Below are 24,238 nucleotides of genomic sequence, written 5' to 3' on the forward strand. Positions count from 1 at the left end.
TGGCTACTCCCCCCTCCGGTCCTGAGGCCCGCCCTGCCCCGGCACCCGCGGGGCGCCCAGCAGTTCGGCCGCCGCCTGCTGATAACGCAGTACGGCCTGTTCGGCCACGCGCAGGTCGCACGGCGCGCTCCACAGCATGCGGCGCGCCGCGTCGTACCGCTCGACGAGGAACGGATCCTCCGCGAGTCCGTGCCGGGCGATCTTCGCCTTGTACGCGTCGAGACGGCCGCGCAGCTCGGCGCGGACCGCCAGCGGCGCGGTCACCGCGGTCAACGACTCGCGGGCGCGCAGCAGTTCGTCCTCCGCCTTCTGCTCCAGGGACTCCAGGAGCGGGGACAGACGGTGCCACTGGGCCTGTCTGCGGTACTCGGCGGCGGTCGCCAACTGCTCCTGCAGCACGGTCGGCGGCCCGCTGACGACCGGCACCTCCGTGGCGGCGATCTTCGCGAGGACCTCGCCGCGCGCGGTGCGCGCCTCGGCGAGCGTGCGGTCCGCGCGGGAGAGCACGTCCCGCAGCTTGACCAGGCGCTGCTCGGCGTCCTGCCGGACCGTCAGCACGGCGTCGATCTCCCGCCGTACCTCCTCCAGGGCCCGCGCCTCACGGTCGTACACCGTCGTGTCCGGACGGCCGCCGCCCGGAGCCGAACTGCCCGGCGCCGGCACCCAGAAGGCGAGCGGATCGGAGACGACCTCCTCGCGCAGCTTCGTCAGCGTGCGCGTGATCCGCTCCAGGTCGTCGCCGGACGGGTGCTCGCCGGGGCGCACACCGACGGAGTGCGCGAGCTTGCGGGTGCGCTGGAGCTCCGCGGCGAGTAAATCGATGCGGGCGGGCAGCGCCGACCACACCGCGTCGGCGGCCACGACCATGTCCAGCGAGCTCGCGTACAGCTCGTTCATCCGCTCCACGAGCGCCGCCAGCGTGAACTGCTGGCTGAGCCGGCCTGCCGCGGACAGCAGCGTCGGCGCGTTCGCCGTCGCCGTGGCGCTGCCCGCGACCGTGACGGACTCGCCGCGCAGCAGCTCGGTCAGCTCCAGCAGGTCCTCGCGGCTGGACCAGCGGCGCCGGGCGCGGATCTCCCGGGCGCTGCGCAGCGCGGCCGTGTACGCGTCGAAGTACGCCCACAGCAGGGTGATCGACGCCTCCGCGGCCGTCCAGCGCTCCTTGGTCGTGCCGGTGAGCTCGGCGCCTTCGAGGAGTCTGCGGCCCGCGTGGTCCTGAAGGGCGAGCAGCGAGCTCTCGATCGCCTCGTGCTCCGCGCCGAGCCGCGCCAGCGCACGGTCCACCTCGTCCCGGTCCATCACCGGCCCGGCGGGGTCCGTGACGCCCATCGATCACCTCTCGCTGCTGTGTGGGGTCTGTGTCGGCTGTGTGTTCGCGATCCGTTCGACCGGAGGTCTTCCCGAAGGTCTGCCCGGAGATCGCCCGGGTGACGCCCGGTCAGCTCTTGCGCAGATATTCCGGCGCGGGCGGCTTCGACGGCGTCGCGTCCTCCCCCAGTGTCGCCGACAGCCACTTGTCGTACGACGCCTGCCAGCCGTTGGCGCGGTAGCCCACCAGGATCTGATTGACCCGGCGTACCAGATCGTCGGCATCCTTCTTCATCGCCACGCCGTAGTACTCGGTGGTGAAGGCGGGACCCTTCAGGGCGACCGTCGGGTCCTGGGCGGCCTGACTCGCGGCCAGCGCGCCGTCGGTGACCACGGCGTCGACCTCGCCCAGTTGCAGCCGCACCAGGCAGTCGAGCTGGTTGGGCACGCTGTGGTCGATGTCGGCCGAGGAGACCGGCTTGCCGGCCTTGCTGTCCGCGTCCAGCTTGGCGAACGCCGTGGACCCCGACGCCGTGCAGATCTTCTTGCCCGCCAGCGACTTGTCGTAGCCCGTGATGGACGAGGACTTGGGCGCGAGGACCGTCTGGCCCGTCTTGAAGTACGGGGCGGAGAACGCGACCTGGTCCAGCCGGTCGCAGTTGATGGTCATCGTGCGCACGACCATGTCGACCCGGCCGTCCTGGATCGCCGGGATGCGCTGGCTGGTCGGGATCGCCTTGAACTGGACCGCGTTCGGGTCGCCGAGGATGTCCTGGGCGATCCGGCGGACCAGGTCGATGTCGAAGCCCTCCAGCTCCGTGTCCTTGTTGTTCGGGTTGCGGTAGCCCCAGTGGTAGCTGTTCTGGTCGACGCCGACGATCAGCTTCCGCTTCGCGCCCGTGCGGGCCTTGATCGCGTCGATCGTCGTGCCGTCCGCGCCGGACGGGGACAGCGTCTGCTTCTGGGCCTCCGAGTCCTTGCAGCCGTCCGCCCGCGCCTGGCTGCCGTTGGCCACGCCCTGGCCGCCGAGGCCCGCGGCGCCGTCCCCGTCGCCGTGCGTCTGGGTCAGCGGCAGCAGCAGGGCGAACGCCAGCGCCACGGCGCAGACGACCGCCATCGCGCCCACTCCGCCCCAGCCGCGCAGGGAGGCCCGCACACGGCGAAAAAAGCCCTTGCGTGCGCTCATCGTCACGCCCCCTTTCACCGGTACTCCGAAAGCCTGCGCCCGATGCCGAGCAGTGCGCCCGCGGCGCCCAGGACGGCCAGCACGGCCGCACCGATGGGCAGTCCGGTCATCGCGTCCCGGCCGTCACCGGCCGCCTGCCCGAACTCGGCCTGCTCGTGCGCGATCGCGGTCTTCAGGTTGTCGTCGACACTGTCGAAGCATTCGCCGGTGGCGCCCTTGGCGCCGATCACCTTGTCCAGCGCCTGCTGGTAGTTGCCGTTCTCGTCCTCGGTACGGGCCGAGGCGTGGCGCTGCTTCCACACCGTCATATTGCCCTCGGCCGCCTTGACCGGCTTGCTGCCCACCTGATCGTCGGCCAGCCGCTCCGCCTCGGTCAGACCCTTGCCCAGGGCCTTCATGTCCTTGTCGAAGTCGTAGTAGAACGCGTCGTACGTCGTGTCGCCGACCGTGATCGTCTCGGCGCCGCGGGCCACCAGGCTCAGGTTCTCGTTGCCGCGGGCCTTGAGGGAGGCGATCCGGGCGTCGTGCAGCACGTTCAGCGAGCGCACGCCGTGGTCGTAGGAGTCGTTCAGGCCCGCGCGGGCGATGCTGTGGCCGACGACCAGCCACAGCAGGACCACCGTCGCGAAGGCCGTGGCGCCGACCAGGCCGTGGTTCAGCACCCGGTTGGTGCGCCGGTAGTTGCGGTGCTGGGCCCAGGCGAGCGCGGCCAGGACGAGAACGCCGAGGGCGATCGCCGCCCACGGGTAGGGGGTGGCGTTCCCGTAGTCGGACCTGAGCTTGTTGTTCTCCTTCTTGTAGAGGTCCTCCGCCGCCGGGAGCATCTCGCTTTGCATCTTGTCGTTGGCGTAGCGCAGATAGGCGCCGCCGACCGGATAGCCCTGCCGGTTGTAGGTGCGGGCCCGCTCGACCAGCCCCTTGTACTCCGGCAGGAGCTTGTTGAGCTTGGATATCGCGGCCTCGGAGGGCGAGCCCGGGTCGGAGGCCGCGGCCGCCGTGACCAGCTTGGCGGCGGCCGTGCTGATGTCCTTCTCGTACCGGTCGCGGGCGGCGGCCGTCTCCTGGCCGCCCGCCAGGAAGCCGCTGGAGGCGGCCGTGTTGGCGTCCGCCAGGGAGCGGTAGATGTCGGCCGCGTCCGAGCTGAGCGGCTGGCTGCTGTGCAGCACGTCGTCGGCGGCGGCCGCGCGGTCGGTCGTCTGCCAGGCGGTGACCGCGCCGAACGCGACGACCAGGAGGGCCAGTACGGCACCGATGATGCGCAGCCGGCCGGGTTCGGTGGTCGCCGCGGCGCGCAGCCGCTCGGCACCCTCGGCGAACGCCGTACGACGCGGCTGCCCCGGCCGGCCCGCGGGCGCGGGGGGTCGGGGCTGGGGCGGGACGGCCGGCACGGTGGGCATGCCGGACCCCGGTCCTGGTGGTGCCGTGCTGCTTGTCGGCGGGTGTGTCACTGCTGACCTCCCCCATGGTCATCGTTCGCCGCCAGTATCGCTGCCCGGACTGACATTCCGCACCGGCCTTCACTGGATCTTGATCGGATCGCAGTCCGGTCGACTTGCGGCGCGGTGCGCTGTCCGCACCACCCCCTGCCCATGAATACGCTGCGGGAATCTGTTCGGTTCCCTCGTGCGGGCCGCCCCGCTCAGGACTCCCAGTGGGCTCGCGCCCGCTCCTGCGCCTCCGCGTCCGCGCCCACCCGGTCGAGCCCCAGCAGCGCCGCCCCCAGCACCGGGCTCGCCGTCACCACGCGCGCCACCGCCTTCGGCGCCCGCACCGACAGCAGGTCCCGGATGCCGTCGTCGAGTTGGGGATGGCCGGCGGTGAGGACACCCCCGCCCAGCAGCACGGGCGTCTCCTCGTCCAGCAGCTGGAGCCGGGTGAGGGCGACGGTGGCCATGGTCACCACCTCCTCGGCCAGGCGGGCGACGACCGAGCGCGCCACGGCGTCACCGCGCGCGGCCGTCTCGAACAGCACCGGCGTCAACTCGTGGCGCCGGGCGTGCGCGACGTGCTCCAGGTGCAGGGCCTCGATGAGCGCGTACATCGAGTCGAGCCCGAAGTGGGCCGGAAGGGTCCGGGTCAGTTCCGTCGGGCCCCCGCGCCCGTCCTCCGCGCGGGCCGCGTGCCACAGCGCCTCCTCGGCCAGCCCCCAGCCGCCACCCCAGTCGCCGGAGATACGGCCGAGGGCCGGGAAGCGGGCGGTACGCCCGTCGGGGCGCATGCCGACGCAGTTGATGCCCGCGCCGCAGACCACCGCCACACCGCGCGGCTCGGCCACGCCCGCCCGCAGGATCGCGAACGTGTCGTTGCGGACCTCCACCGACGCGCCCCACCCGCGCGCGTGCAGCGCGGTCGCCAGCTGTTCCTCCTCCACGGGCAGATCGGCGTTCGCCAGACAGGCGGAGACATGGGAGACGGCGGTGACCTTGGCGTCGGCGTAGGCCCGCGCGATGGCCGCGGCCAGTTCGTCCACCGCCGTCTCCACCCCCACCGCGGGCGGCCGGAACCCGCCGCCGCGCGCCGTGGCCAGGACCTCCCCGTCCCTCGTCAGCACCGCGACGTCGGTCTTGCTGTTGCCCGCGTCGATGGCGAGGACACTTGCGGTCAGGCCCACGCGAGGTGCTCCCGGTTGTGCGCGACGAGTCGGTCGGTCAGGGCTTCGGCGTACTCGTACTGGCCGATCAGCGGATGGGACAGCAGCGCCTTGAAGACCCGGTCCCGGCCGCCGCGCAGCGCCGCCTCCAGGGCCAGCTCCTCGTACGCCGTCACGTTCGCCACCAGGCCGGCGAACAGCGGGTCCACCGCGGGCACCGGCAGCGGGACGGGCCCCTTCGGGCCGACCGCCGCCTGCACCTCGATCACCGCGTCGTCCGGCAGGAAGGGCAGCGTGCCCCCGTTGTACGCGTTCACCACCTGGTACGTGCTGCCGGCGCCGCCCAGCAGCGACGCGGCCAGGTCCACGGCGGCCTCCGAGTAGTAGGCGCCGCCCCGCTTGGCGAGCAGCTCCGGCTTCTCGTCCAGGGCCGGATCGCCGTACATCCGCAGCAGTTCGCGTTCCATGGCGGCCACTTCCGCCGCCCGGGAGGGCTTGGTGCGCAGCTCCCGCACCACCGCGTCGTGCGCGTAGTAGTAGCGCAGGTAGTACGAGGGGACCACGCCCAGTCGGTCCAGGAGCGGGCGGGGCAGCCGCAGGTCGTCGGCGACGGCGTCGCCGTGTTCGGCGAGCAGCTTCGGCAGGACGTTCTCGCCCTCGGGGCCGCCGAGCCGTACACCTGTCTCCCAGGTGAGGTGGTTGAGGCCGACGTGGTCCAGGTGGACGTCGGCCGCTGCCACACCGAGCAGCGCCGCGAACTTCCGCTGGAAGCCGATCGCCACGTTGCACAGCCCGACCGCCCGGTGCCCGGCCTGGAGCAGCGCACGGGTCACGATGCCCACCGGGTTGGTGAAGTCGATGATCCAGGCGCGCGGGTTGGCGCGCCGGACCCGCTCGGCGATGTCGAGGACGACGGGCACCGTCCGCAGCGCCTTGGCGAGGCCGCCCGCGCCGGTGGTCTCCTGGCCGATGCAGCCGCACTCCAGGGGCCAGGTCTCGTCCTGTTCCCGGGCCGCCTGCCCGCCGACGCGGAGCTGGAGCAGCACGGCGTCGGCGCCGTCGACGCCCGCGTCCAGGTCGGAGGTGGTGACGATACGTCCGCTGTGGCCCTGCTTGGCGAAGATGCGCCGGGCGAGCCCGCCGACCAGCTCCAGGCGCTCGGCGGCGGGGTCGACGAGGACCAGCTCCTCGATGGGCAGGGTGTCCCTGAGCCGGGCGAAGCCGTCGATGAGTTCGGGGGTGTAGGTCGAGCCTCCGCCGACCACGGTGAGTTTCACTGAGGGTTCCCTCGCTTCTTGAGGTGGGGGACGACGGTCATCGGCCGGGGGCCGGGGGGTTGCCCCCGGGCAGGCGCGGCATACGGGGTCAACCCTTCACTCCGGTGAGCGTGACGCCCTCGACGAACGCCTTCTGGGCGAAGAAGAACACGAGGATCACGGGGGCCATGACCAGCACGGTGGCGGCCATGGTGAGGTTCCAGTCGGTGTGGTGGGCGCCCTTGAAGGACTCCAGGCCGTAGCTCAGCGTCCAGGCGCCCGGGTTCTCGGACGCGTAGATCTGCGGGCCGAAGTAGTCGTTCCAGGCGTAGAAGAACTGGAACAGCGCGACGGCCGCGATGCCCGGCTTCGCCATGGGCAGGACAACCCGCAGCAGGGTGCGTAGTTCGCCGCAGCCGTCGACCTTTGCCGCGTCCAGATACTCGTTGGGGATGGTCATCAGGAACTGGCGCAGCAGGAAGATGGAGAACGCGTCACCGAACGCCATCGGGATCATCAGCGGCCACAGCGTGCCGGACAGATCGAGCTGCTTCGCCCAGAACAGATACATCGGGATGATGATCACCTGCGGTGGCAGCATCATCATCGAGATCACCAGCATGAGTGACAGGTTCCGGCCCCGGAAGCGGAACTTGGCGAGCGCGTACGCCACCGGGACCGACGACAGGACCGTCAGGACGGTGCCCAGGCCGGCGTAGATCAGGGTGTTCTTCCACCAGGTCAGAAAGCCCGGGGTGTCGAACACCTTTTTGTAGTTGCCCCACTCCCAGGTGTGCGGGATCAGATCCCGGCTCAGCGCCTGGCTGTCGCTCATCAGCGAGGTCAGGAACACGAAGACGAAGGGCAGGGTGAAGAAGAGGGCGGTGGCGAGCCCGAGGGAGTGCACCGCGATCCACTCCAGGAGCGCCTTGCGGCGGGCGGTGCGCTCGGCGGGCGTCACGGCCGGCCGCAGCTCCACCGGCTTGTCCAGTACCTGGGCCATGGTCAGTCACCTGCCTGGATGAGACCGCCCCGGCGCCGCATCAGGAACGCGGTGAACACCATCGACAGGGCGAAGAGGACGAGGGCGACGACACACGCGGAGCCGTAGTCGAAGCGCTGGAAGCCGAGGTTGTAGACGAGCTGGGGGAGGGTCAGCGTGGACTTCTCCGGATAGCCGGGCTCGAACTGCGTGCCCGCGCCCTGGATCACACCGGAGGCGACCTTCCCCGCGATCAGTGGCTGGGTGTAGTACTGCATCGTCTGGATCACTCCGGTGACGACCGCGAACATCACGATGGGGGAGATGTTCGGCAGCGTGACGTACCGGAAGCGCTGCCAGGCCGACGCGCCGTCCAGCTCGGCCGCCTCGTACTGCTCCGTCGGCACGTCGAGCAGCGCGGCCATGAAGATGACCATGAGGTCGCCGACGCCCCACAGGGCCAGCAGCGTGAGGGCCGGCTTGGACCAGGTCGGGTCGTTGAACCAGCCCGGCGCCGGGATGCCGATCTTCTCCAGGATGGAGTTGACCGGGCCCGTACCGGGGTTGAGCAGGAAGGCGAAGGCCATCGTGGCCGCGACCGGCGGGGCGAGGTAGGGCAGGTAGAAGAGGGTGCGGAAGACACCCGTACCCGTCTTGATCTTCGTGATGAGCATGCCGACGCCGAGTCCGAAGACGACCCGGAGGGTGACCATCACGAGGACCAGCCACAGTGTGTTGCGCAGGGCGGGCCAGAAGAGCGGGTAATGCTCGAAGACGTACGTCCAGTTCTTCGTTCCGCTCCACGTCGGCGGTTTGAAACCGTCGTAGTGCATGAACGAGAAATACACCGTCGAGATCAGCGGATACGCGAAGAACACCGCGAAGCCGATCAGCCAGGGCGACATGAAGGCGGCCGTGCGAAGCGCCGCCCGGCGGCGCTTCGACGCGAGAGTGATGGCGCTCATTACTTCGCCTGGGCGATGTCCGTGTCGATCTGCGCGGCCGTCTTCTTCAGCCCCGCCTTCAGATCGGTGACCTTTCCGTTCTCGTAGTCGTATCCGAACTGCTGGATCGTCACCAGGTACACACCGCCGTTGATCGAGGCGGGAGTCGTCGTCGAATTCGGGTTCGCGGCGATGTCCAGGAACGTCTTGAACCGCGGGTCGTACTTCAGCTTCGGCGACTTCAGCGCGGCCAGCGTGGACGGCACGTTGTGGATGGCGTTGGAGAAGCCCACCACCGCGTCCGTGTCGGTGGTCATGTACTTCACCAGCTCCCAGGCCGCGTTCTGCTTCTTGCTGGTGGCGGCGATGCCCGCGATGGTGCCGGTGATGTAGCCCTTGCCGTACTGGGACGCCTGGTCATCGGGGACGGGCAGCGGCGCGACGCCGATCTCGAACTTCGGCTTGGCCTCCTCGGCCATGCCCAGACGCCACTCGCCGTCGAGCTGCATGGCGACCTGGCCGGTGTGGAAGGGGTGCTTGGCGCCCCATTCGTCGCCGAGGGTGGAGCGGAACTTCTCCAGCTTCTGGAAGCCGCCGAGTTCGTCGACGAGCTTCTTCTGGAGCTTGAAACCGGCCTCGAACGCCGGGTCCTTGGCGAGGTCCGACTTTCCGCTGCTGTCGAAGTACGTCGGGGAGAACTGGGCGAAGTAGTGCTCCGTGGTGGATTCCCAGCCGTGGTAGTTCGGCATGAATCCGAGCTGCTTGTAGCTGTTTCCCTGGGGGATCGTCAGCTTCTTGGCGTCGGCCTCGAATTCGGACCAGGTCTTCGGCGGGGTGGTGATGCCCGCCTTCTCGAACGCCGTCTTGTTGTAGTAGAGCCCGTACGCGTCACCCAGCAGCGGCACCGAGCAGCGATTGCCGTCGAACTGGGTGTACTCGTTCATCGCCTTCGGGAAGGTCGTCTCCGGGTCGATGCCCGACTTCTTGAAGAAGGGGTTCAGATCGACCAGGGCGCCCGACGAGCAGAACTTGCCGACGTTGTTGGTGGTGAAGGAGGAGATGACGTCGGGCGCCCGGTCGCCGCCGGTGCGCAGCGCCTGGTTGATCTTGTCGTCGGTCATGTTGCCGACGACGTTCACATGGATGTTGGGGTGGGCCTTCTCGAAGCCGGTGATCAGCGCCTTGATCCCGGCGACCTCGTTCGGCGCGCTCCAGGCGTGCCAGAAGTTGATGGTGGTGTCCTTGGAGGCGTCGTCGTCGGCGCCCGAACTCGACTGGCCGGTACAGGCGGTGGTGAGCAGGACGGCGGAGGCGGTGAGGGCAAAAGCCGCCTTTCGGGCGACTTTGGGTATGGCTGTGGGCATGGCGAGGTCTCCCAGGGACGGGGCGTGGGCGAGAGAGAGGAGGTGGAAGGAGAGGGGAAGGAGAGGGGAAGGCGAGAGGTACGGGGGCTCAGCGCGAGGTGTCGAAGACCTCGTCGCGGGTGGTCGCCAGCGCGGTCTCCAGAGCGCCGCGCAGCACGGGGTGTTCACGGACGTCGCCGACGACGAGCCGCGGACGCGCTGCCGCCAGCTCCTCCAGTTCGGCCTGGACGAGAGCGCGCAGCACCTCGCCGCCGGCGGTGAGGGCGGCGCCGCTGAGGACGACGAGTTCGGGGTCGAGGACGGAGACGAGCGAGGCGAGACCGGTGGCGAGCCGGGTCGCGTACGTCCGCAGCAGCTCGCGGTGGGGTCCGGTGGTGTGATCGGCGGCCCGGGCCACGAGTTCGGCGGCGATCTCCGCGTACGGGCCCGTCGGCAGGTCCTCGATGCCGAGTTCCCGGGCCAGCCGGGGTACGGCCTGCGAACCGGCCAGCTCCTGGTAACCGCCGCTGTTGGCCTTGGTCACCTGGCGCACCAGGGGAGTGCCCGGCACCGGCAGGAAGCCGACCTCGCCCGCGCCGCCGGTCCAGCCGCGGTGCAGCCGGCCGCCGAGGACCAGGGCGGCGCCTAGGCCCTCCTGGTTCCACAGGAGCACGAAGTCCGCGTGGTCCCGGGCCGCGCCCAGCCGCTGCTCGGCTATCGCGACGAGGTTCACGTCGTTCTCGTACTCCACCGGCATCGGCAGCGCGGCGGCGAGCTCGTCGAGCAGCGTGGGGGAGTGCCAGCCGGGCAGATGGGAGGCGTAGCGCAGCCGGCCGGTGTTGGGGTCGAAGGCGCCGGGTGTGCCGATGACCAGCCGGTGGACGTCGCCCCGGGCCAGCCCCGCCGCCTTCACCGCGCCGTCCAGGGCGTCGGTGACCTGCTGGACGACCGGATGGGCGGGGCGCCGTCCCGGGGTCGGGAGTTCGTACTCGCCCACCGTGCGGCCGGTGATGTCGGCGACGGCGGCGCGGATGCGGCCGGGGGTGACGTCGAGCCCGGCGGCGTACGCGGCGGCCGGGTCGACCGAGTACAGCTGCGCGCTGGGCCCCGGCCGGCCCTCGCTGGTGCCGGTGGCCCGGACCAGTCCCGCCGACTCCAGACGGGCCAGCAGCTGGGAGGCGGTCGGCTTGGAGAGGCCGGTGAGCTTTCCGATCCGGGTGCGCGACAGCGGGCCGTGCTCCAGCAGCAGGTCCAGTGCGGCGCGGTCGTTCATGGCGCGCAGGACGCGCGGGGTGCCCGGCGTACCGGCGGTTCCTGCCATGGGGGTCGACACCTGCCTTTCCGACTGCTCAGCTTCCCAGTGACCTGGGCGGGAAGTCCACCCGGGTGATCGTCGGGCGGGGTACGCCGTCGATCACCGATGATCACTGTTAGGAAAGTTTCCTATTGGGTGGGAGGAACGTAAGCCCAGGACGAAGGGGGCGTCAATAGACACCGCCCCCGAGGCAACAGACTCGTTACCTCGGGGGCGGTGGGGTGACCGTTGGCGGTCGGCTTTGCCGCGCGCTGCACCCTGGCGGTGGTCGCGTCGGTCCCTCTACTTCGTCGGCGGTACCGCCCGCTGTGGAGCGATCGGTGTCGCCGCCATCGACTGCGGGGAGTCCGCGTTGGAGAACGCCGACGGGGCCGCGACCGCCGCCGTCAGGTCGAGGGCCTCGTCCGCCACCACGGCCGTCTCGCCGCCCACGATGCGGATCTGCGCCGCGTCGAAGGCACGCTTGATGCGCCAGCGGAGCTCACGCTCGACGGTCACCGACTTGCCGGGCATGGTCTTGGCCGAGACACGGACCACCATCGAGTCGATCAGCACGGAGTCCAGACCCAGGACCTCGATCGGGCCCCACAGGAGCTCGTTCCAGGGCTCCTCCTTGCTCATCTGCTCGGCGACCTCGTCGAGGGTGGCCTTCACCCGGTCCAGGTCCTCGGAGGACCTCACCGTCACATCCACGCCGGCCGTCGCCCAGCCCTGGGACAGGTTGCCGATGCGCTTGACCTCGCCGTTGCGGACGTACCAGATCTCGCCGTTGGCGCCGCGCAGCTTGGTCACCCGCAGGCCGACCTCGACGACCTCGCCCGAGGCGACGCCCGCGTCGATCTGGTCGCCGACGCCGTACTGGTCCTCAAGGATCATGAACACGCCGGAGAGGAAGTCGGTGACCAGATTGCGGGCACCGAAACCGATCGCCACACCCGCCACACCGGCGGACGCCAGCAGCGGGGCCAGGTTGATCTGGAACGTGGACAGGATCATCAGCGCGGCCGTGCCGAGGATCACGAACGAGGCCACCGACCTGAGCACCGAGCCGATCGCCTGCGAGCGCTGGCGACGCCGCTCCACATTGACCAGCAGACCGCCGAGGGCCGTGCCGTCCATGGTCTGGACGGTCCGGTTCATCCGGTCGATCAGCTTGGTGATGGCCCGCAGCACGACCTTTCTCAGGATCGCCGCGATCACCAGGATCAGCAGGACCCTGAGTCCGATGGCGAGCCACGTCGACCAGTTCTGCTCGACCCAGCCGGCGGCGTTGGTCGCGCTCTCCTGGGCGTCCTGGAGCGTGGGGACCGCCGGGGTCGTCGACTCTCCGGGAGTCGGCGACGGCGACGAACCGGCGGCCAGTAGGACGGCGGGCAAGGACACGGCAGGTACCTCCAGGTGCTGCACTGTCCCGGCCGGCGCGGCGGTCAAGGTCGTCAAGGTCACGGAAAGGTCACCGGACGGGCAGAGTCACCACACTAACGGGGCATTGTGTGTGCGAGTGCCGCTTACGAAAAGGAGAGACCGTGCTCACCTGCGCTTGAACAGGTCTTGATCCTGGGGATGAAGCAGGTGTGGTCGAAAACACTCCCAGCCCGTTACCGGGACATGGTGGCGCTTCCACCAGGCATGAGGGGAGACTGGCTGCAGATCGTCCCGGCGCGAGCCACGCGCCGCCGACGCCCAAGGAGGCACCCGTGCCGCATGTCCTGGTTCTCAACGCGTCGTACGAGCCCCTTGGCGTCGTACCGCTCCGCCGCGCGCTCGTCCTCGTCCTCGAGAACAAGGCAGTCTGTCTCGAGGAGTCCGGCGCCTTCATGCACAGCGCAACCGTCACCGTCCCCGCACCCAGCGTGGTCCGGCTCAAGCGATTCGTACGGGTTCCCTACCGGGGGCCCGTTCCTCTCACCCGGCGGGCGCTGTTCGCCCGGGACGGGGGCCGGTGCATGTACTGCGGTGGCGTCGCAACCAGCGTCGACCACGTCATCCCGCGCAGTCGCGGGGGCAAACACGTCTGGGACAACGTGGTGGCGTCCTGCCGCCGCTGCAACCACGTGAAGGCCGACCGACATCTCTTCGAGATCGGCTGGCGGCTGCGCCACAAGCCGGCTCCACCCACCGGCCTGGCCTGGCGCATCATCGGCACCGGCCATAGGGACCCGCGCTGGCTGCCGTACTTGCAGCCGTACGGCGCGGACGACGCCATGGCCCGGATCGACGGCATTTCCGCCTGACGACCCGGGCCTTCGCGTACCCGGGGCACGCGTGTGCTCCGGTCCCGGGGGTCCCCTGTGCCCCCGGGGCCGGACACCCATCCGGCGATCACGCGTAGCGCAGCTGCGCGGGGTGCGCCGAGCGGCGCAGCAGCGGGAGCGAGGTGGCCGCCGCCAGCAGACAGCACGCGTACACGCTCACCGGGACCAGCAGCGCCTCGTACGGCACGATCTGGGTGACGTACTCGTCGGCCAGTGCGCCGTACCAGATGCCGATGGCCATGCCGCCCGCGCCGGCCAGCGCGACCGCGGGGGCCAGCGTCAGCGCGGTCTCCAGGAGCAGCGCCCGGCCGAGCACCGCCCGCGGCACCCCGGCGGCGACCTGTGCGGCCAGGCCGCGGCGGCGGTCGGCCAGGGACTCGGCGGTACCGACGGCGAGGCCGGACAGGGTGATCACGAGAGCGACGAGGATCGCCGCGCCCGCCAGGTCCACGCCCGTCGTGTAGAAGGACATGCGCATACCGAGGTGGCCCTCGCGTGCCATACCGTGCAGATCGGCGAGGAACGCCCGGCGGAAGCCGACGAAGCCCGTGCCGACGATCGTGACCAGCAGCACCGCCGCATGCGTACGGGCCGCCGCCCACGGGTCGTCACGCAGCCGTTCCGCCGCGATCAGCGTGGCCGCGGAACGGGCCCGGCCCGCCAGCAGCCGTCCGACCAGTCCGGCCGTGCCCCCGGCCAGCCACACCGTGCCCGCGCCGACCACGAGGACCAGCCCGAACACCGTCAGCGGGACCTGCCCGCGATCACTGCTGGATGTGTTCATGACGGCCCACAGCGCCAGCAGCAGCACGACCAGTACTCCGCCCACGAACAGGAGCCCCGGCCCCCGCCCGCTGCTCGGCCGCACCCGCCGTACCCACCCGAGGGGCGAGGCCACCACCCGGCGCAGCGCCAGCGCGCCGGCCGCCGCGCCCAGCACCGGCACACCGAGGGCGACCAGCGCCAACCCGGCCCAGGTGAAGGCGCTCGGGCCGGCCCACAGGCCCAGCAGCACCGGGACCGCGACAGCGGTGGACAGGGCCGAGCCCAGCAGACAGGCCGGGCCCGTCTCCAGCGCGGCGATCCGGCGCACCTGGGCCGGAGTGGCCCCGGCCAGCCGCAGACCGGCCAGCCGCCGGTCCCGGTGCACGGCGCCGATCCGCGCGCACTGACCGAGGAAGCCCAGCACCGGCACCAGCAGGAGCAGCAGACTGACGATCACGCCCGAGCGCTCACCGGGGTTGTCCAGCAGACCGCCGGCGAAGGAGAAGTGGTGGTACCCGCGCACCGAGGCCAGCGCCACCGCCGCGAGGGCGAACCCCGTGGCGAGCGCCGCCCCCACCGCGGTGAGCGCGAGCCGCCACCACTCGCGCCGGTCGGACCCCCGGGTCAGCTGCCAGGCGAGACGGACGTCCGCGGCGATCACGCGGCCACCTCCAGCGGCGCCAGGGTGCCGTCGCTCAGCCGCACCTCGCGGTCCGCGTACGCCGCCACCTGCGCGTCGTGCGTGATCAGCAGCACCGCAGTGCCCGACTCGCGGGCCGTGTGCACCAGGGCCGTCATCACCTGCTCGCTCGCCAGCGAGTCCAGCGCACCCGTCGGCTCGTCCGCGAAGACCACCTTCGGGTCCGTCACCAGCGCCCGGGCCAGCGCGACCCGCTGCGCCTGGCCGCCGCTCATCTCACCAGGCCGCAGTTCCTCCTGCCCGCGCACCCCGAAACGCTCCAGCCACTCGCCCGCCCGCGCCCGCGCCTCGGTGCGCGCCGCTCCGGCCAGCATCAGCGGCAGCGCCACGTTGTCGGCGGCGGTCAGCTCCGGGATCAGCTGCCCGAACTGGAAGACCACGCCGAAGTCGGAGCGCCGCAGCTCGCTCAGCCGCTTCTCCGGCAGCTGGTCGAGACACAGCCCCGCGTAGGCCACCGACCCCTGGTCCGGGCGCACGAGGCCCGCCAGGCAGTGCAGCAGCGTGGACTTGCCACTGCCGCTGGCCCCGGTCACGGCGAGGATCTCGCCTGCGTGCAGTTCGACCGAGGCGCCGCGCAGTGCCTGCGTCCTGCCGTGCGCCTTGACGAGGTTCCGGGCCGCCAGAAGCGGCGTGGAGGCCTCCCCCTTGTTGCTCATGCTGCGTCGACCTCCGCGGTCAGAGTGGTCAGCCGGGCCGCCGTGGTGTTCATCCAGCGGAGGTCGGCGTCGAGGTGGTTGAGGGCGTAGTCCGCCGAGAGAACGGTCGCCAGATCGGCGGTGCCCGCGGTCTTGAGGGTCGTCAGTTCCCGCATCCGCTCCATGTGCGCGGCGCGCTGGGCGCGGAGGTAGGCGGCCGGGTCGCCGCCCGCGAGGATCGACACGACGACCTTGGCGAAGATCTCGTTGGCCACGAAGGGCGCCGGCGGGGCGATCTCCCGTGCCCACTGGGCCAGTTCGTGCGAACCGGAGCCCGTCGAGCGGTACAGCGTCCGCTCCGGCCCGCCGTCGGCGTCGGTGCCGTCGACCTCCGCGAGACCGTCGCGTACCAGGCGTTGCAGGGTCGTGTAGACCTGCCCGTAGGCCAGCGGACGGGCCTGCGGGAAGCGTTCGTCGTGGCGTCGCTTGAGGTCGTAGCCATGGCTCGGCCCCGCCTCCAGCAGCCCCAGAAGGATGTGCCGGGTACTCATGGAGATCAGTATGCACTGGATACATGTACTGAGTGAATAGTGAGCCCGCTCGTCCGGCGCCCATCCGCACTCCACGGCCGAGTCCACGGCCGACTCCACCGGCTGTCGAGAGTGCGTTCCCGCCTGCTGGGTAGGCAATGCCCATATCCGGCAGACGCCGCAGTGCCCGACGTACCGACAAGGAGGCCCCCGTGGCCGCACCGGCTCACATCCCGCTCCCGGCCCAGTTCAAACCCGTGGCGGAGCCGTCCGCCGAACCCGAGGACCCCCACTTCTGTGTCTTCAGCGCGGAGGGTGCCTTCGCCGAGGTCCCGCTGACCAGCGAGCCTCCGCTGCCCGACGCCGAACCCCTGACCAGCGAGCCGCCCCTCGCCGACGCCGCCCCGCTGACCAGCGAGTCCGACGCGACCGCGGACTGCTACGCCCCGGGGCTGTAGATGACCGCGCCCGGGCCCCTCGACGAGGAGCTGTCCCGGCTCGCCGGCCTGCACGGCGTCGCCACCTCCTACAGCCCGTCCCCGGACCGTACGGTCGCCGCATCCGCCACAGCCGTCGTCGCCGCCCTCGCCGCGCTAGGCGTCGACGCGAGCACCCCGGAGGCCGCCCGCTCCGCACTCGCCGCCCGCGAGAGCGAACTGCGTGAGCGACTGCTGCCGCCCACGGTGGTCCACTGGACCGGCACCCCGGGCGAAGGTCCCGGCACCCTGGGCGAAGGTCCCGGCACCCTGGGCGAAGGCCTCGGCACCCCCGGCGAAGGCCCCGCCGCCCTCGCCGCGCTCCCGCCAGGCACCCGGCTGCGCATCGAGACCGAACAGGGCGTGACCCTCACCTCCGCCGGGCCGCTCCCGGCCGGCGTCCACCGCGTGACGGCCACCGCCCCCGACGGACGCAGCGCCGAGACCCATCTGATCGTCGCCCCGGCCCGGCTGCCCACGCCCCCCGGACGCTCGTACGGACTCCTCGTCCAGCTCTACTCCCTGCTGTCCCGGCGCTCCTGGGGCATGGGCGACCTCGGCGACCTGGCAGAACTGGCCGCCTGGGCCGGGCGCACCGCCGGCGCCGGATTCGTGCAGGTCAACCCGTTGCACGCGGCCGTACTCGGCACCCCCACCGATCCCTCGCCCTACCGGCCCTCCTCGCGCCGCTTCCCCGACCCGGTGCACCTGCGGGTGGAGAACGTCCCCGAATTCGCGTACGTCGCCGACCACGAGCGGGTCCACGCCCTGCTGGAGCGGGCGGAACGGCTGCGCGCCGCGGTGCTGGACAAGGGCGCGCTGATCGACCGGGACGCGGTGTGGGAGCTCAAGCGGGAGGCGCTGGAGCTGGTGCGGGACGTGCCGCTGGGGCCCGGGCGGCAGGCCGCCTACGCCGACTTCCTCGCCGGGGAGGGACAGGCGCTGGAGGACCACGCCACCTGGTGCGCACTCGCCGAGGCGCACGGCTCCGACTGGCACCGCTGGCCGGCCGAGCTGCGCGACCCCCGCTCGCCCGCGGTCGCCCGTGCCCGCACCGAGCTGATGGACCGCGTCGACTTCCACTCTTGGCTCGCCTGGCTCACCGACGCCCAGCTCACCGCCGCGCAGCGCGCCGCGCACGAGGCGGGCATGCCCGTCGGGATCGTGCACGACCTCGCGGTCGGCGTGCACCCCACGGGCGCCGACGCCTGGGCACAGCAGGAGTACTTCGCCGCCGGGATGTCGGCGGGCGCCCCGCCCGACGCCTTCAACGCCCGCGGCCAGGACTGGGGCCTGCCGCCCTGGCGGCCGGACCGCCTGGCCGCCTCCGGCCACGCCCCCTACCGCCGCCTCCTGCGCGCCCTGTTCCGCTACGCCGGCGCCCTGCGCATCGACCACGTCATGGGTCTGTTCCGGCTGTGGTGGGTGCCCCAGGGACAGCCGCCGACCGAGGGCACCTACGTCCGTTACGACGCCGAGGCCATGCTCGCCCTCCTCGCCCTGGAGGCCTCCCGGGCCGGGGCCGTGGTGATCGGTGAGGACCTGGGCACCGTGGAGCCCGGAGTGCGCGAGACGCTCCAGCGGCGCGGGGTGCTCGGCACGTCCGTGCTCTGGTTCGAACGGGACTGGGAGGGCGACGGGCACCCCCTGCCGCCCGCCCGCTGGCGTGCCGACTGCCTGGCCACCGCCACCACCCACGACCTGCCGTCCACCGCCGCCCGCCTCACCGGAGAACACGTCGAACTGCGCGACCGCCTGGGCCTGTTGACCCTGCCGCTGGAGGAGGAACGTGCGGCGGACGCGGCCGACACCGCTCAGTGGCTGGGCCTGCTCACCCGGCTCGGCCTGCTCCAGGGCACGGCCGGAGGCCACTCGCCCGCCACCGAGGAGGCGGAGATCCAGGCCGTCCACCGCTTTCTGCTGCGCACCCCCGCTCGCATGATCGGCGTCTGGCTCCCGGACGGTGTCGGCGACCGCCGCCCGCAGAACCTCCCCGGCACCTGGGACCAGTACCCGAACTGGCGCCTGCCCGTCGCCGACGCCGACGGCCACCCGGTGACCCTGGAGGAGCTGACCGCCTCGCCACGGCTGCACGCGCTCCTTGAGGTGCTGCGGGACGGGCGGTGAAGGCCGGCGAGGGGCCCGCGCGCTCGCGTAGGGCACCCCGGGCGCGCGCCCTGTTCGGGCGTTCGCTACTTTGGCACTGTGGACAAGAAGAACGCCCTGCGCGCCGGCGCCCTGGCTGCCGGTACGACGCTGATGATGCTGCTCATGTCGTCCCCCGCGCTCGCGCTCACGCGCGACGACGGTGACGACCCCGGTCAGGGCCTGAGCGTCATCGAGACGCTGGGCCTCTATGTCGTGACCCCGCTCGTCCTGTTCGTCGTCATCACCGGTCTGGTGATGATCCTGGACAAGTCCAAGTACCACGTGAGCAAGCCCAAGGCGAAGGCCTGAGCCAAAGCCGACCTGCACGCCGAGGGCGCCGTCCTCCCGCCACGTTCGCGGTGAGGCCGGCGCCCTCGGCACGTTCGTGCCCGTGTTCGTGTTCGGGCCCGTCCCTCAGGGGCTGGGCGCCGTGAGATACCGCTGCACCGTGGGCGCGAGCCACGCCACGATCTCCTCCCGGACCAGCGCCACGGCCGGCGGGAGACGCAGCACATAGCGGGTGAGCGCCAGCCCGAGCAGCTGCGCGGCGCACAGCGCGGCCCGCGTCGGGACCTGCTCGGGGTCGGGGCACGCCTGCCGGGCCACCGGCAGCAGCTGGTCGCGGAAGATGCCCTGCATACGCTCGGCCCCGGCCTGATTGGTGGCGCCCACCCGCAGCATCGCCGTGAGCTCCTCGTTCTCCTCCCACATCGCGAGGAAGTGGCCCACGAGTGCCCGGCCGACCTCGTCGCGCGGCACCGGCGCCAGGTCCGGGAGCCGCAGATCGAGTGCGACGGCCGCCGCGAAGAGGCCGTCCTTGTTGCCGAAGTACCGCATCACCATCGACGGGTCGATGTGCGCGTCCTTGGCGATCGCGCGGATGGTGGCGCGCTCATAGCCGTCGGCGGCGAAGCGCTCGCGGGCGGCGGCGAGGATCGCGTTGCGGGTGGCCTCGGAGCGGCGCGCTCCGCTGGGGGAGCCGGAGCCGGCGGGGCCGGTGTTGCTCGCAGTCATGTCAACGATCGTAGGCCAACACGCGTAGGCCAACAAGTGTTGACGCCCCCATGCTTCAGTCGTAATGTTGCCAACAAGCGTTGACCAACAAGCGTTGGCCAGCGAACGTTGGCCAACAGGCGTTGGCATCCCAGGAGGCCCTCATGAACGGCACGACTGGCACCACCCGCAACCCGCACCCGCGGCCGCGCCCCGTCATCGTCGTGGGCTCCGGCCCCACCGGCCTCCTCCTGGCCGGTGACCTCGCCGTCGCGGGCGTTCCCGTCACGCTCCTCGAAAGGCGCCCGCACAAGATCAGCAACCTCTCCCGGGCCTTCGTCCTGCACGCCCGCACCCTGGAGCAGCTCGACGCCCGCGGCCTCGCCGACGACCTGGAGGCCGTCGGGCAGCCCCTCGACCGCCTCCGCCTCTTCGGCCGCCTCACCATCGACCTCGACTCGCTTCCCTCCCGCTTCAACCACCTCCTCGTCCTCCCGCAGTACGAGGTGGAGAAGGCGCTGGAGCGGCGCGCGGTGGAGGCGGGGGTGGACTTCCGTTACGAGACCGAGCTGACCGGGCTGGTCCAGGACGCGGACGGCGTCACCGTCGAGGTCCGCGGTCCCGGTGGTGAGGCCGAGAGCCTGCGGGCCGCCTATGTCGTCGGCACCGACGGCATGCGCAGCGCCGTGCGCGACGCGATCGGGCTGCCCTTCCCCGGCAGGTCGGTGATCCGTTCCGTCGTCCTCGCCGACGTCCTGCTCGCCGAGAAGCCGGACTCCCTGCTCACCGTGAACGCCGTCGGCGACGCCTTCGCCTTCATCGCCCCCTTCGGCGACGGCTACTACCGTGTCATCGGCTGGCACCGCCGCCGCAACGTCGCCGACAGCGCGCCCCTCGACCTCGACGAGGTCAAGGAGATCACCCGGCTCGCCCTCGGCCGTGACTTCGGGATGCACGACGCCCGCTGGATGTCCCGCTTCCACAGCGACGAGCGCCAGGCCCCCACCTACCGGGTCGGCCGTGTCTTCCTGGCCGGCGACGCCGCGCATGTGCACACCCCGGCCGGCGGCCAGGGTATGAACACCGGTCTGCAGGACGCGGCCAACCTGGGCTGGAAGCTGGCCGCGGTCGCCAATCACCACGCGGACCCGGCGCTGCTCGACACCTACCAGGCCGAGCGCCACCCCGTCGGCAGGTCCGTGCTCCGCAGCAGCGGCGGCATCGTCCGCCTCGCCATGGCCAAGCGCCCCTGGACCCTGGCCCTGCGCGCCGCCCTCACCGCGTTCCTCGACGCGGTCGGACCCGCCCGTCGCAAGGCGGTCGGCCAGATCACCGGCATCGGCTACCGCTACCCGGCCCCCCGCGGCTCCCACCGTCTCACCGGCACGCGCGTCCCCGACGTCGCCCTCGCCGACGGCGGCCGCCTCTACGAGGCACTGCGTGGCGGGCGGTTCGTGCTGATCACTCCGGAGGTGTACGAGGGCGGACAGGGTGGTCCGGACCGCGCGGAGCGGCTGACGGTGGCGCGCTGGGCGAGCGACCGTCGTACGGCCCTGCTGGTGCGCCCCGACGGATACGTGGCCTGGGCGGCCGACGCACCCGACCCGGCGGCCGTGGAGGCCGCGTTGGCCGCCCACGTGGGGTGACCCGGGCCCTGTCGTACCTAGGGCTGCGTCTTCTCGGTCCCCGCGAGCAACTCCCGCAGCAGGTCGGCCAGTTGGTCGGCCTGTTCGCCGTTCAGGGCGGACAGCGCGTCCGACTGTTCCGCGAGGCCCGCGCCGACCGCCTCGTCGATGAGCCGCAGGCCCTCCTCGGTCAGCGTGACCTGGAGACCGCGCCGGTCGTGCGGGTCGGGGGAGCGGCGCAGCAGCCCGGCCCGCTCCAGCTTGTCGAGGCGTCCGGTCATCCCGCCCGTGGTGAGCATCAGCGTGGCCGAGAGCCGGCGCGGGGGGAGGGTGTAGGGCTCGCCGGAGCGGCGCAGGGTGGCCAGGACGTCGCGCTCGCCGAGATCACCGCCACCGCCGTCCTCCTCGCCTCCGACCACGCGGCCGGCCTCACCGGTCGACGTCACCGGCGGGATGGTCCCGCGCTGAGCACGAGTGAGGGGCGCCCGGTGGCTCACCGGGCGCCCCTCGTCACCGTACGGACTAGGCGGCCGCCGCGTCCGCCGCCTGTGCCTTCAGGGCTCGCTCCACGCCCGAGCGGGACTCCGAGACGAGGCGGCGCAGGGCCGCGTTGGGCTCGGCCGAGGCGAGCCAGGCGTCCGTCTTGGCGAGGGTCTCCTCGGACACCTGGATCGAGGGGTACAGGCCGATCACGATCTGCTGCGCGATCTCGTGCGAACGGGAGTCCCAGATGTCCTTCAGGACCTCGAAGAACTTCTCCGTGTACGGCGCCAGCAGCTCGCGCTGGTCGGTCTGGACGAAGCCGCCGATCACGGCCTCCTGCACCGCGTTCGGGAGCTTGTCGGACTCGATGACCGACGCCCACGCCTCCGCCTTGGCCTCGGGCGTCGGGCGGGCCGCGCGCGAGGTGGCCGCGTGCCGCTCACCGGCCGCGGTCCTGTCCCGCTCGTACTCGCCCGCGATCTCCGTCTCGTCGAAGCGGCCCACCGCGGCCAGGCGCTCCACGAACGCCCAGCGCAGCTCCGTGTCGACGACCAGGCCCTCGATCGTCTGGGTGCCGTCCAGCAGACCTTCGAGAAGGTCCAGCTGCTCCGGCGTACGGGCGGTCGCGGCGAACGCCCGGGCCCAGGCCAGCTGGTGGTCGCTGCCCGGCGCGGCGGCCCGCAGATGGGCCAGCGTGGCATCCGTCCAGCGGGTCAGCAGGGCCTCGCGGGCGGCCGGGTCGGCGTACAGCTCGATGGCCAGCTTCACCTGGCGCTGCAGCGACTGCACCACGCCGATGTCGGACTCCTTGCCGATCCCCGACAGGACCAGGCTGAGGTAGTCGCGGGTGGCGAGCTCGGCGTCGCGGGTCATGTCCCAGGCCGACGCCCAGCACAGGGCGCGGGGCAGGGAGGACTCGAAGTCGCCGAGGTGCTCGGTCACGAAGGCCAGGGACCGCTCGTCCAGGCGGACCTTGGCGTACGACAGGTCGTCGTCGTTGAGCAGGACGACGTCCGGGCGGCGCCGGCCGGCCAACTGCGGTACGGCGGTCAGCTCGCCGTCCACGTCCAGCTCGATGCGGTCCGCGCGGACCAGCTTGCCGCTGTCGCCGTCGAGCTCGTACAGACCGACCGCGATCCGGTGCGGGCGCAGCGTCGGCTCGCCCTTGGCGCCGGCGGGCAGGGCCGGGGCCTCCTGGCGGATGGCGAAGGAGGTGATGACACCCTCGGCGTCCGTCTCGATCTCCGGGCGCAGGATGTTGATGCCGGCCGTCTCCAGCCATTTCTTCGACCAGGTCTTCAGATCGCGCCCGGAGGTCTCCTCCAGCGCGCCCAGCAGGTCGGACAGGCGCGTGTTGCCGTACGCGTGGGCCTTGAAATAGGCCTGCACGCCCTTGAAGAACTCGTCCATGCCGACGTACGCGACGAGCTGCTTGAGGACGGAGGCGCCCTTGGCGTAAGTGATGCCGTCGAAGTTGACGAGCACGTCGTCGAGGTCGTTGATCTCGGCCATGATCGGGTGGGTGGACGGCAGCTGGTCCTGCCGGTAGGCCCACGTCTTCATGGAGTTGGCGAACGTCGTCCACGCGTGCGGCCAGCGCGACCCGGGGGCGTACGACTGGCAGGCGATGGAGGTGTACGTGGCGAACGACTCGTTCAGCCACAGGTCGTTCCACCACTCCATGGTGACCAGGTCGCCGAACCACATGTGGGCCAGCTCGTGCAGGATCGTCTCCGCGCGGACCTCGTACGCCGCGTCGGTCACCTTGGACCGGAAGACGTACTGGTCGCGGATGGTCACCGCGCCCGCGTTCTCCATCGCGCCCGCGTTGAACTCCGGCACGAAGAGCTGGTCGTACTTCTTGAACGGGTACGCGTAGTCGAACTTCTCCTGGAACCAGTCGAAGCCCTGCCGGGTCACCTCGAAGATCGCGTCCGAGTCGAGGAACTCGGCGAGCGAGGGACGGCAGTAGATGCCGAGCGGGACCGACTGACCGTCCTTCTCGTACACGCTGTGCACCGACTGGTACGGCCCGACGATCAGCGCGGTGATGTACGACGAGATGCGCGGCGTCGGCTCGAAGGCCCATACGTTGGGCAGCGAGTCCTTGGGTTCGGGCGTCGGCGAGTTGGAAATGACCGTCCAGCCAGTCGGTGCCTTCACCGTGAACTGGAAGGTGGCCTTGAGGTCCGGCTGCTCGAAGGAGGCGAAGACCCGGCGGGCGTCGGGCACCTCGAACTGGGTGTAGAGGTAGGCCTGTTCGTCGACCGGGTCGACGAAGCGATGCAGGCCCTCGCCGGTGTTGGTGTACGCGCAGTCGGCGACGACACGGAGGACGTTGCGGCCCTCCAGGAGGCCCGGCAGGGCGATCCGCGAGTCCTTGAAGACCTGGTCGGGGTCGAGCGGGTCGCCGTTGAGGGTCACCTCGTGGACCGTCGGGGCCACCAGGTCGATGAAGGACTCGGCACCGGTTTCGGTGACGTCGAAGCGCACCGTGGTCACGGACCTGTAGGTGCCGCCCTCCTGCGCGCCGGAGAGGTCGAGATCGATCTCGTACGAGTCAACGGTCAGCAGCTTCGCCCGCTGCTGCGCCTCATCGCGAGTCAGGTTTGTGCCAGGCACGCGGTCATCTCCTCGTTATGTGTGGGTTGCGCCATCCTTCCATGGGACCCGCGCGGAACGCGATGTCCGGATCCCGCCGGTC

Annotated in this window: 21 protein-coding genes; 5 read left to right on the forward strand and 16 right to left on the reverse strand. The window is 71.4% G+C overall.

Annotated features, from left to right (window positions below; translation table 11 throughout):
- Positions 1-3 precede the first annotated feature (3 nt).
- From ACFY1J_RS01660 to ACFY1J_RS01705, 10 genes are all read right to left on the reverse strand, one after another.
- A complete protein-coding gene (locus ACFY1J_RS01660; RefSeq protein WP_390730385.1) occupies positions 4-1,329 on the reverse strand; it encodes a hypothetical protein in 1,326 nt (441 codons plus the stop codon).
- 109 nt (positions 1,330-1,438) lie between these two features.
- Positions 1,439-2,494 (reverse strand): glutamate ABC transporter substrate-binding protein, encoded by a 1,056-nt coding sequence (locus tag ACFY1J_RS01665; RefSeq protein ID WP_390706664.1) that lies wholly within the window; start codon positions 2,492-2,494, stop codon positions 1,439-1,441.
- A gap of 14 nt (positions 2,495-2,508) precedes the next feature.
- A complete protein-coding gene (locus tag ACFY1J_RS01670) occupies positions 2,509-3,891 on the reverse strand; it encodes a hypothetical protein (protein WP_390730386.1) in 1,383 nt (460 codons plus the stop codon).
- A 242-nt stretch (positions 3,892-4,133) separates the two neighbouring features.
- Entirely contained in the window at positions 4,134-5,105 is a 972-nt protein-coding gene (locus tag ACFY1J_RS01675) for an N-acetylglucosamine kinase (protein WP_390730387.1), read from the reverse strand.
- Positions 5,096-6,361, reverse strand: coding sequence for a 6-phospho-beta-glucosidase (locus ACFY1J_RS01680; protein WP_390706661.1), 1,266 nt, complete (start codon positions 6,359-6,361; stop codon positions 5,096-5,098). The genes ACFY1J_RS01675 and ACFY1J_RS01680 overlap by 10 nt, the downstream gene beginning before the upstream one ends.
- Before the next feature lie 88 nt (positions 6,362-6,449).
- Entirely contained in the window at positions 6,450-7,343 is an 894-nt protein-coding gene (locus ACFY1J_RS01685; protein ID WP_390730388.1) for a carbohydrate ABC transporter permease, read from the reverse strand.
- Between the two features lie 2 nt (positions 7,344-7,345).
- Positions 7,346-8,287, reverse strand: a complete 942-nt coding sequence (locus ACFY1J_RS01690) for a carbohydrate ABC transporter permease (RefSeq protein ID WP_390730389.1) — start codon at positions 8,285-8,287, stop codon at positions 7,346-7,348.
- A complete protein-coding gene (locus tag ACFY1J_RS01695) occupies positions 8,287-9,630 on the reverse strand; it encodes an ABC transporter substrate-binding protein (protein WP_390706658.1) in 1,344 nt (447 codons plus the stop codon). The genes ACFY1J_RS01690 and ACFY1J_RS01695 overlap by 1 nt, the downstream gene beginning before the upstream one ends.
- A gap of 88 nt (positions 9,631-9,718) precedes the next feature.
- Positions 9,719-10,930 (reverse strand): ROK family protein, encoded by a 1,212-nt coding sequence (locus ACFY1J_RS01700; RefSeq protein ID WP_390706657.1) that lies wholly within the window; start codon positions 10,928-10,930, stop codon positions 9,719-9,721.
- Positions 10,931-11,206: 276 nt separating this feature from the next.
- A complete protein-coding gene (locus tag ACFY1J_RS01705; RefSeq protein ID WP_390706656.1) occupies positions 11,207-12,307 on the reverse strand; it encodes a mechanosensitive ion channel family protein in 1,101 nt (366 codons plus the stop codon).
- Positions 12,308-12,621: 314 nt separating this feature from the next.
- Here ACFY1J_RS01705 and ACFY1J_RS01710 point away from each other — a divergent pair, with 314 nt between their 5' ends.
- Complete coding sequence (locus ACFY1J_RS01710) at positions 12,622-13,158, forward strand: HNH endonuclease (RefSeq protein WP_186280906.1); 537 nt, start codon at positions 12,622-12,624, stop codon at positions 13,156-13,158.
- A gap of 88 nt (positions 13,159-13,246) precedes the next feature.
- On the opposite strand, the gene ACFY1J_RS01715 is transcribed toward ACFY1J_RS01710, so the two are convergent.
- Genes ACFY1J_RS01715 through ACFY1J_RS01725 form a run of 3 tightly spaced genes read right to left on the reverse strand, consistent with a single transcriptional unit; the run spans position 13,247 to position 15,830 of the window.
- The gene (locus ACFY1J_RS01715; protein WP_390730556.1) at positions 13,247-14,602 is read right to left on the reverse strand and encodes an ABC transporter permease; all 1,356 of its coding nucleotides are present in this window, start codon (positions 14,600-14,602) and stop codon (positions 13,247-13,249) included.
- Complete coding sequence (locus tag ACFY1J_RS01720; protein WP_390730390.1) at positions 14,602-15,300, reverse strand: ABC transporter ATP-binding protein; 699 nt, start codon at positions 15,298-15,300, stop codon at positions 14,602-14,604. Before ACFY1J_RS01720 ends, ACFY1J_RS01715 begins: the two co-directional genes overlap by 1 nt.
- Entirely contained in the window at positions 15,297-15,830 is a 534-nt protein-coding gene (locus ACFY1J_RS01725) for a helix-turn-helix transcriptional regulator (protein ID WP_390706654.1), read from the reverse strand. The genes ACFY1J_RS01720 and ACFY1J_RS01725 overlap by 4 nt, the downstream gene beginning before the upstream one ends.
- A gap of 191 nt (positions 15,831-16,021) precedes the next feature.
- On the opposite strand from ACFY1J_RS01725, the gene ACFY1J_RS01730 reads away from it, so the two are divergent.
- From ACFY1J_RS01730 to ACFY1J_RS01740, 3 genes are all read left to right on the forward strand, one after another.
- Positions 16,022-16,267, forward strand: coding sequence for a hypothetical protein (locus ACFY1J_RS01730; RefSeq protein ID WP_390706653.1), 246 nt, complete (start codon positions 16,022-16,024; stop codon positions 16,265-16,267).
- On the forward strand, positions 16,268-18,412 hold the full coding sequence (gene malQ, locus ACFY1J_RS01735) for a 4-alpha-glucanotransferase (RefSeq protein ID WP_390730391.1): 2,145 nt from the start codon (positions 16,268-16,270) through the stop codon (positions 18,410-18,412).
- 78 nt (positions 18,413-18,490) lie between these two features.
- The gene (locus ACFY1J_RS01740) at positions 18,491-18,742 is read left to right on the forward strand and encodes a hypothetical protein (protein ID WP_390706651.1); all 252 of its coding nucleotides are present in this window, start codon (positions 18,491-18,493) and stop codon (positions 18,740-18,742) included.
- A gap of 105 nt (positions 18,743-18,847) precedes the next feature.
- On the opposite strand, the gene ACFY1J_RS01745 is transcribed toward ACFY1J_RS01740, so the two are convergent.
- Positions 18,848-19,447 (reverse strand): TetR family transcriptional regulator, encoded by a 600-nt coding sequence (locus ACFY1J_RS01745; protein ID WP_390706650.1) that lies wholly within the window; start codon positions 19,445-19,447, stop codon positions 18,848-18,850.
- 143 nt (positions 19,448-19,590) lie between these two features.
- On the opposite strand from ACFY1J_RS01745, the gene ACFY1J_RS01750 reads away from it, so the two are divergent.
- Positions 19,591-21,072, forward strand: a complete 1,482-nt coding sequence (locus tag ACFY1J_RS01750; protein ID WP_390730392.1) for an FAD-dependent monooxygenase — start codon at positions 19,591-19,593, stop codon at positions 21,070-21,072.
- A 17-nt stretch (positions 21,073-21,089) separates the two neighbouring features.
- On the opposite strand, the gene ACFY1J_RS01755 is transcribed toward ACFY1J_RS01750, so the two are convergent.
- The gene (locus tag ACFY1J_RS01755; RefSeq protein WP_390730557.1) at positions 21,090-21,470 is read right to left on the reverse strand and encodes a MarR family winged helix-turn-helix transcriptional regulator; all 381 of its coding nucleotides are present in this window, start codon (positions 21,468-21,470) and stop codon (positions 21,090-21,092) included.
- 103 nt (positions 21,471-21,573) lie between these two features.
- Positions 21,574-24,156: an aminopeptidase N gene (pepN, locus tag ACFY1J_RS01760; protein ID WP_390730393.1), complete on the reverse strand. Its 2,583-nt coding sequence runs from the start codon at positions 24,154-24,156 to the stop codon at positions 21,574-21,576.
- Between the last annotated feature and the right edge of the window lie 82 nt (positions 24,157-24,238).

This window comes from Streptomyces sp. NPDC001406 (assembly GCF_042895285.1).
Lineage (GTDB): Bacteria > Actinomycetota > Actinomycetes > Streptomycetales > Streptomycetaceae > Streptomyces.

What these genes read in the sequence shown, in the direction of transcription:
- malQ (WP_390730391.1), top strand. Translation starts at nt 16,268, where the DNA reads ATGACCGCGCCCGGGCCCCTCGACGAGGAGCTGTCCCGGCTCGCCGGC.
- ACFY1J_RS01660 (WP_390730385.1), bottom strand. Translation starts at nt 1,329, where the DNA reads ATGGGCGTCACGGACCCCGCCGGGCCGGTGATGGACCGGGACGAGGTG.
- ACFY1J_RS01665 (WP_390706664.1), bottom strand. Translation starts at nt 2,494, where the DNA reads ATGAGCGCACGCAAGGGCTTTTTTCGCCGTGTGCGGGCCTCCCTGCGC.
- ACFY1J_RS01750 (WP_390730392.1), top strand. Translation starts at nt 19,591, where the DNA reads ATGAACGGCACGACTGGCACCACCCGCAACCCGCACCCGCGGCCGCGC.
- ACFY1J_RS01745 (WP_390706650.1), bottom strand. Translation starts at nt 19,447, where the DNA reads ATGACTGCGAGCAACACCGGCCCCGCCGGCTCCGGCTCCCCCAGCGGA.
- ACFY1J_RS01670 (WP_390730386.1), bottom strand. Translation starts at nt 3,891, where the DNA reads ATGCCCACCGTGCCGGCCGTCCCGCCCCAGCCCCGACCCCCCGCGCCC.
- ACFY1J_RS01685 (WP_390730388.1), bottom strand. Translation starts at nt 7,343, where the DNA reads ATGGCCCAGGTACTGGACAAGCCGGTGGAGCTGCGGCCGGCCGTGACG.
- ACFY1J_RS01695 (WP_390706658.1), bottom strand. Translation starts at nt 9,630, where the DNA reads ATGCCCACAGCCATACCCAAAGTCGCCCGAAAGGCGGCTTTTGCCCTC.
- ACFY1J_RS01720 (WP_390730390.1), bottom strand. Translation starts at nt 15,300, where the DNA reads ATGAGCAACAAGGGGGAGGCCTCCACGCCGCTTCTGGCGGCCCGGAAC.
- ACFY1J_RS01700 (WP_390706657.1), bottom strand. Translation starts at nt 10,930, where the DNA reads ATGGCAGGAACCGCCGGTACGCCGGGCACCCCGCGCGTCCTGCGCGCC.
- ACFY1J_RS01725 (WP_390706654.1), bottom strand. Translation starts at nt 15,830, where the DNA reads ATGAGTACCCGGCACATCCTTCTGGGGCTGCTGGAGGCGGGGCCGAGC.
- ACFY1J_RS01690 (WP_390730389.1), bottom strand. Translation starts at nt 8,287, where the DNA reads ATGAGCGCCATCACTCTCGCGTCGAAGCGCCGCCGGGCGGCGCTTCGC.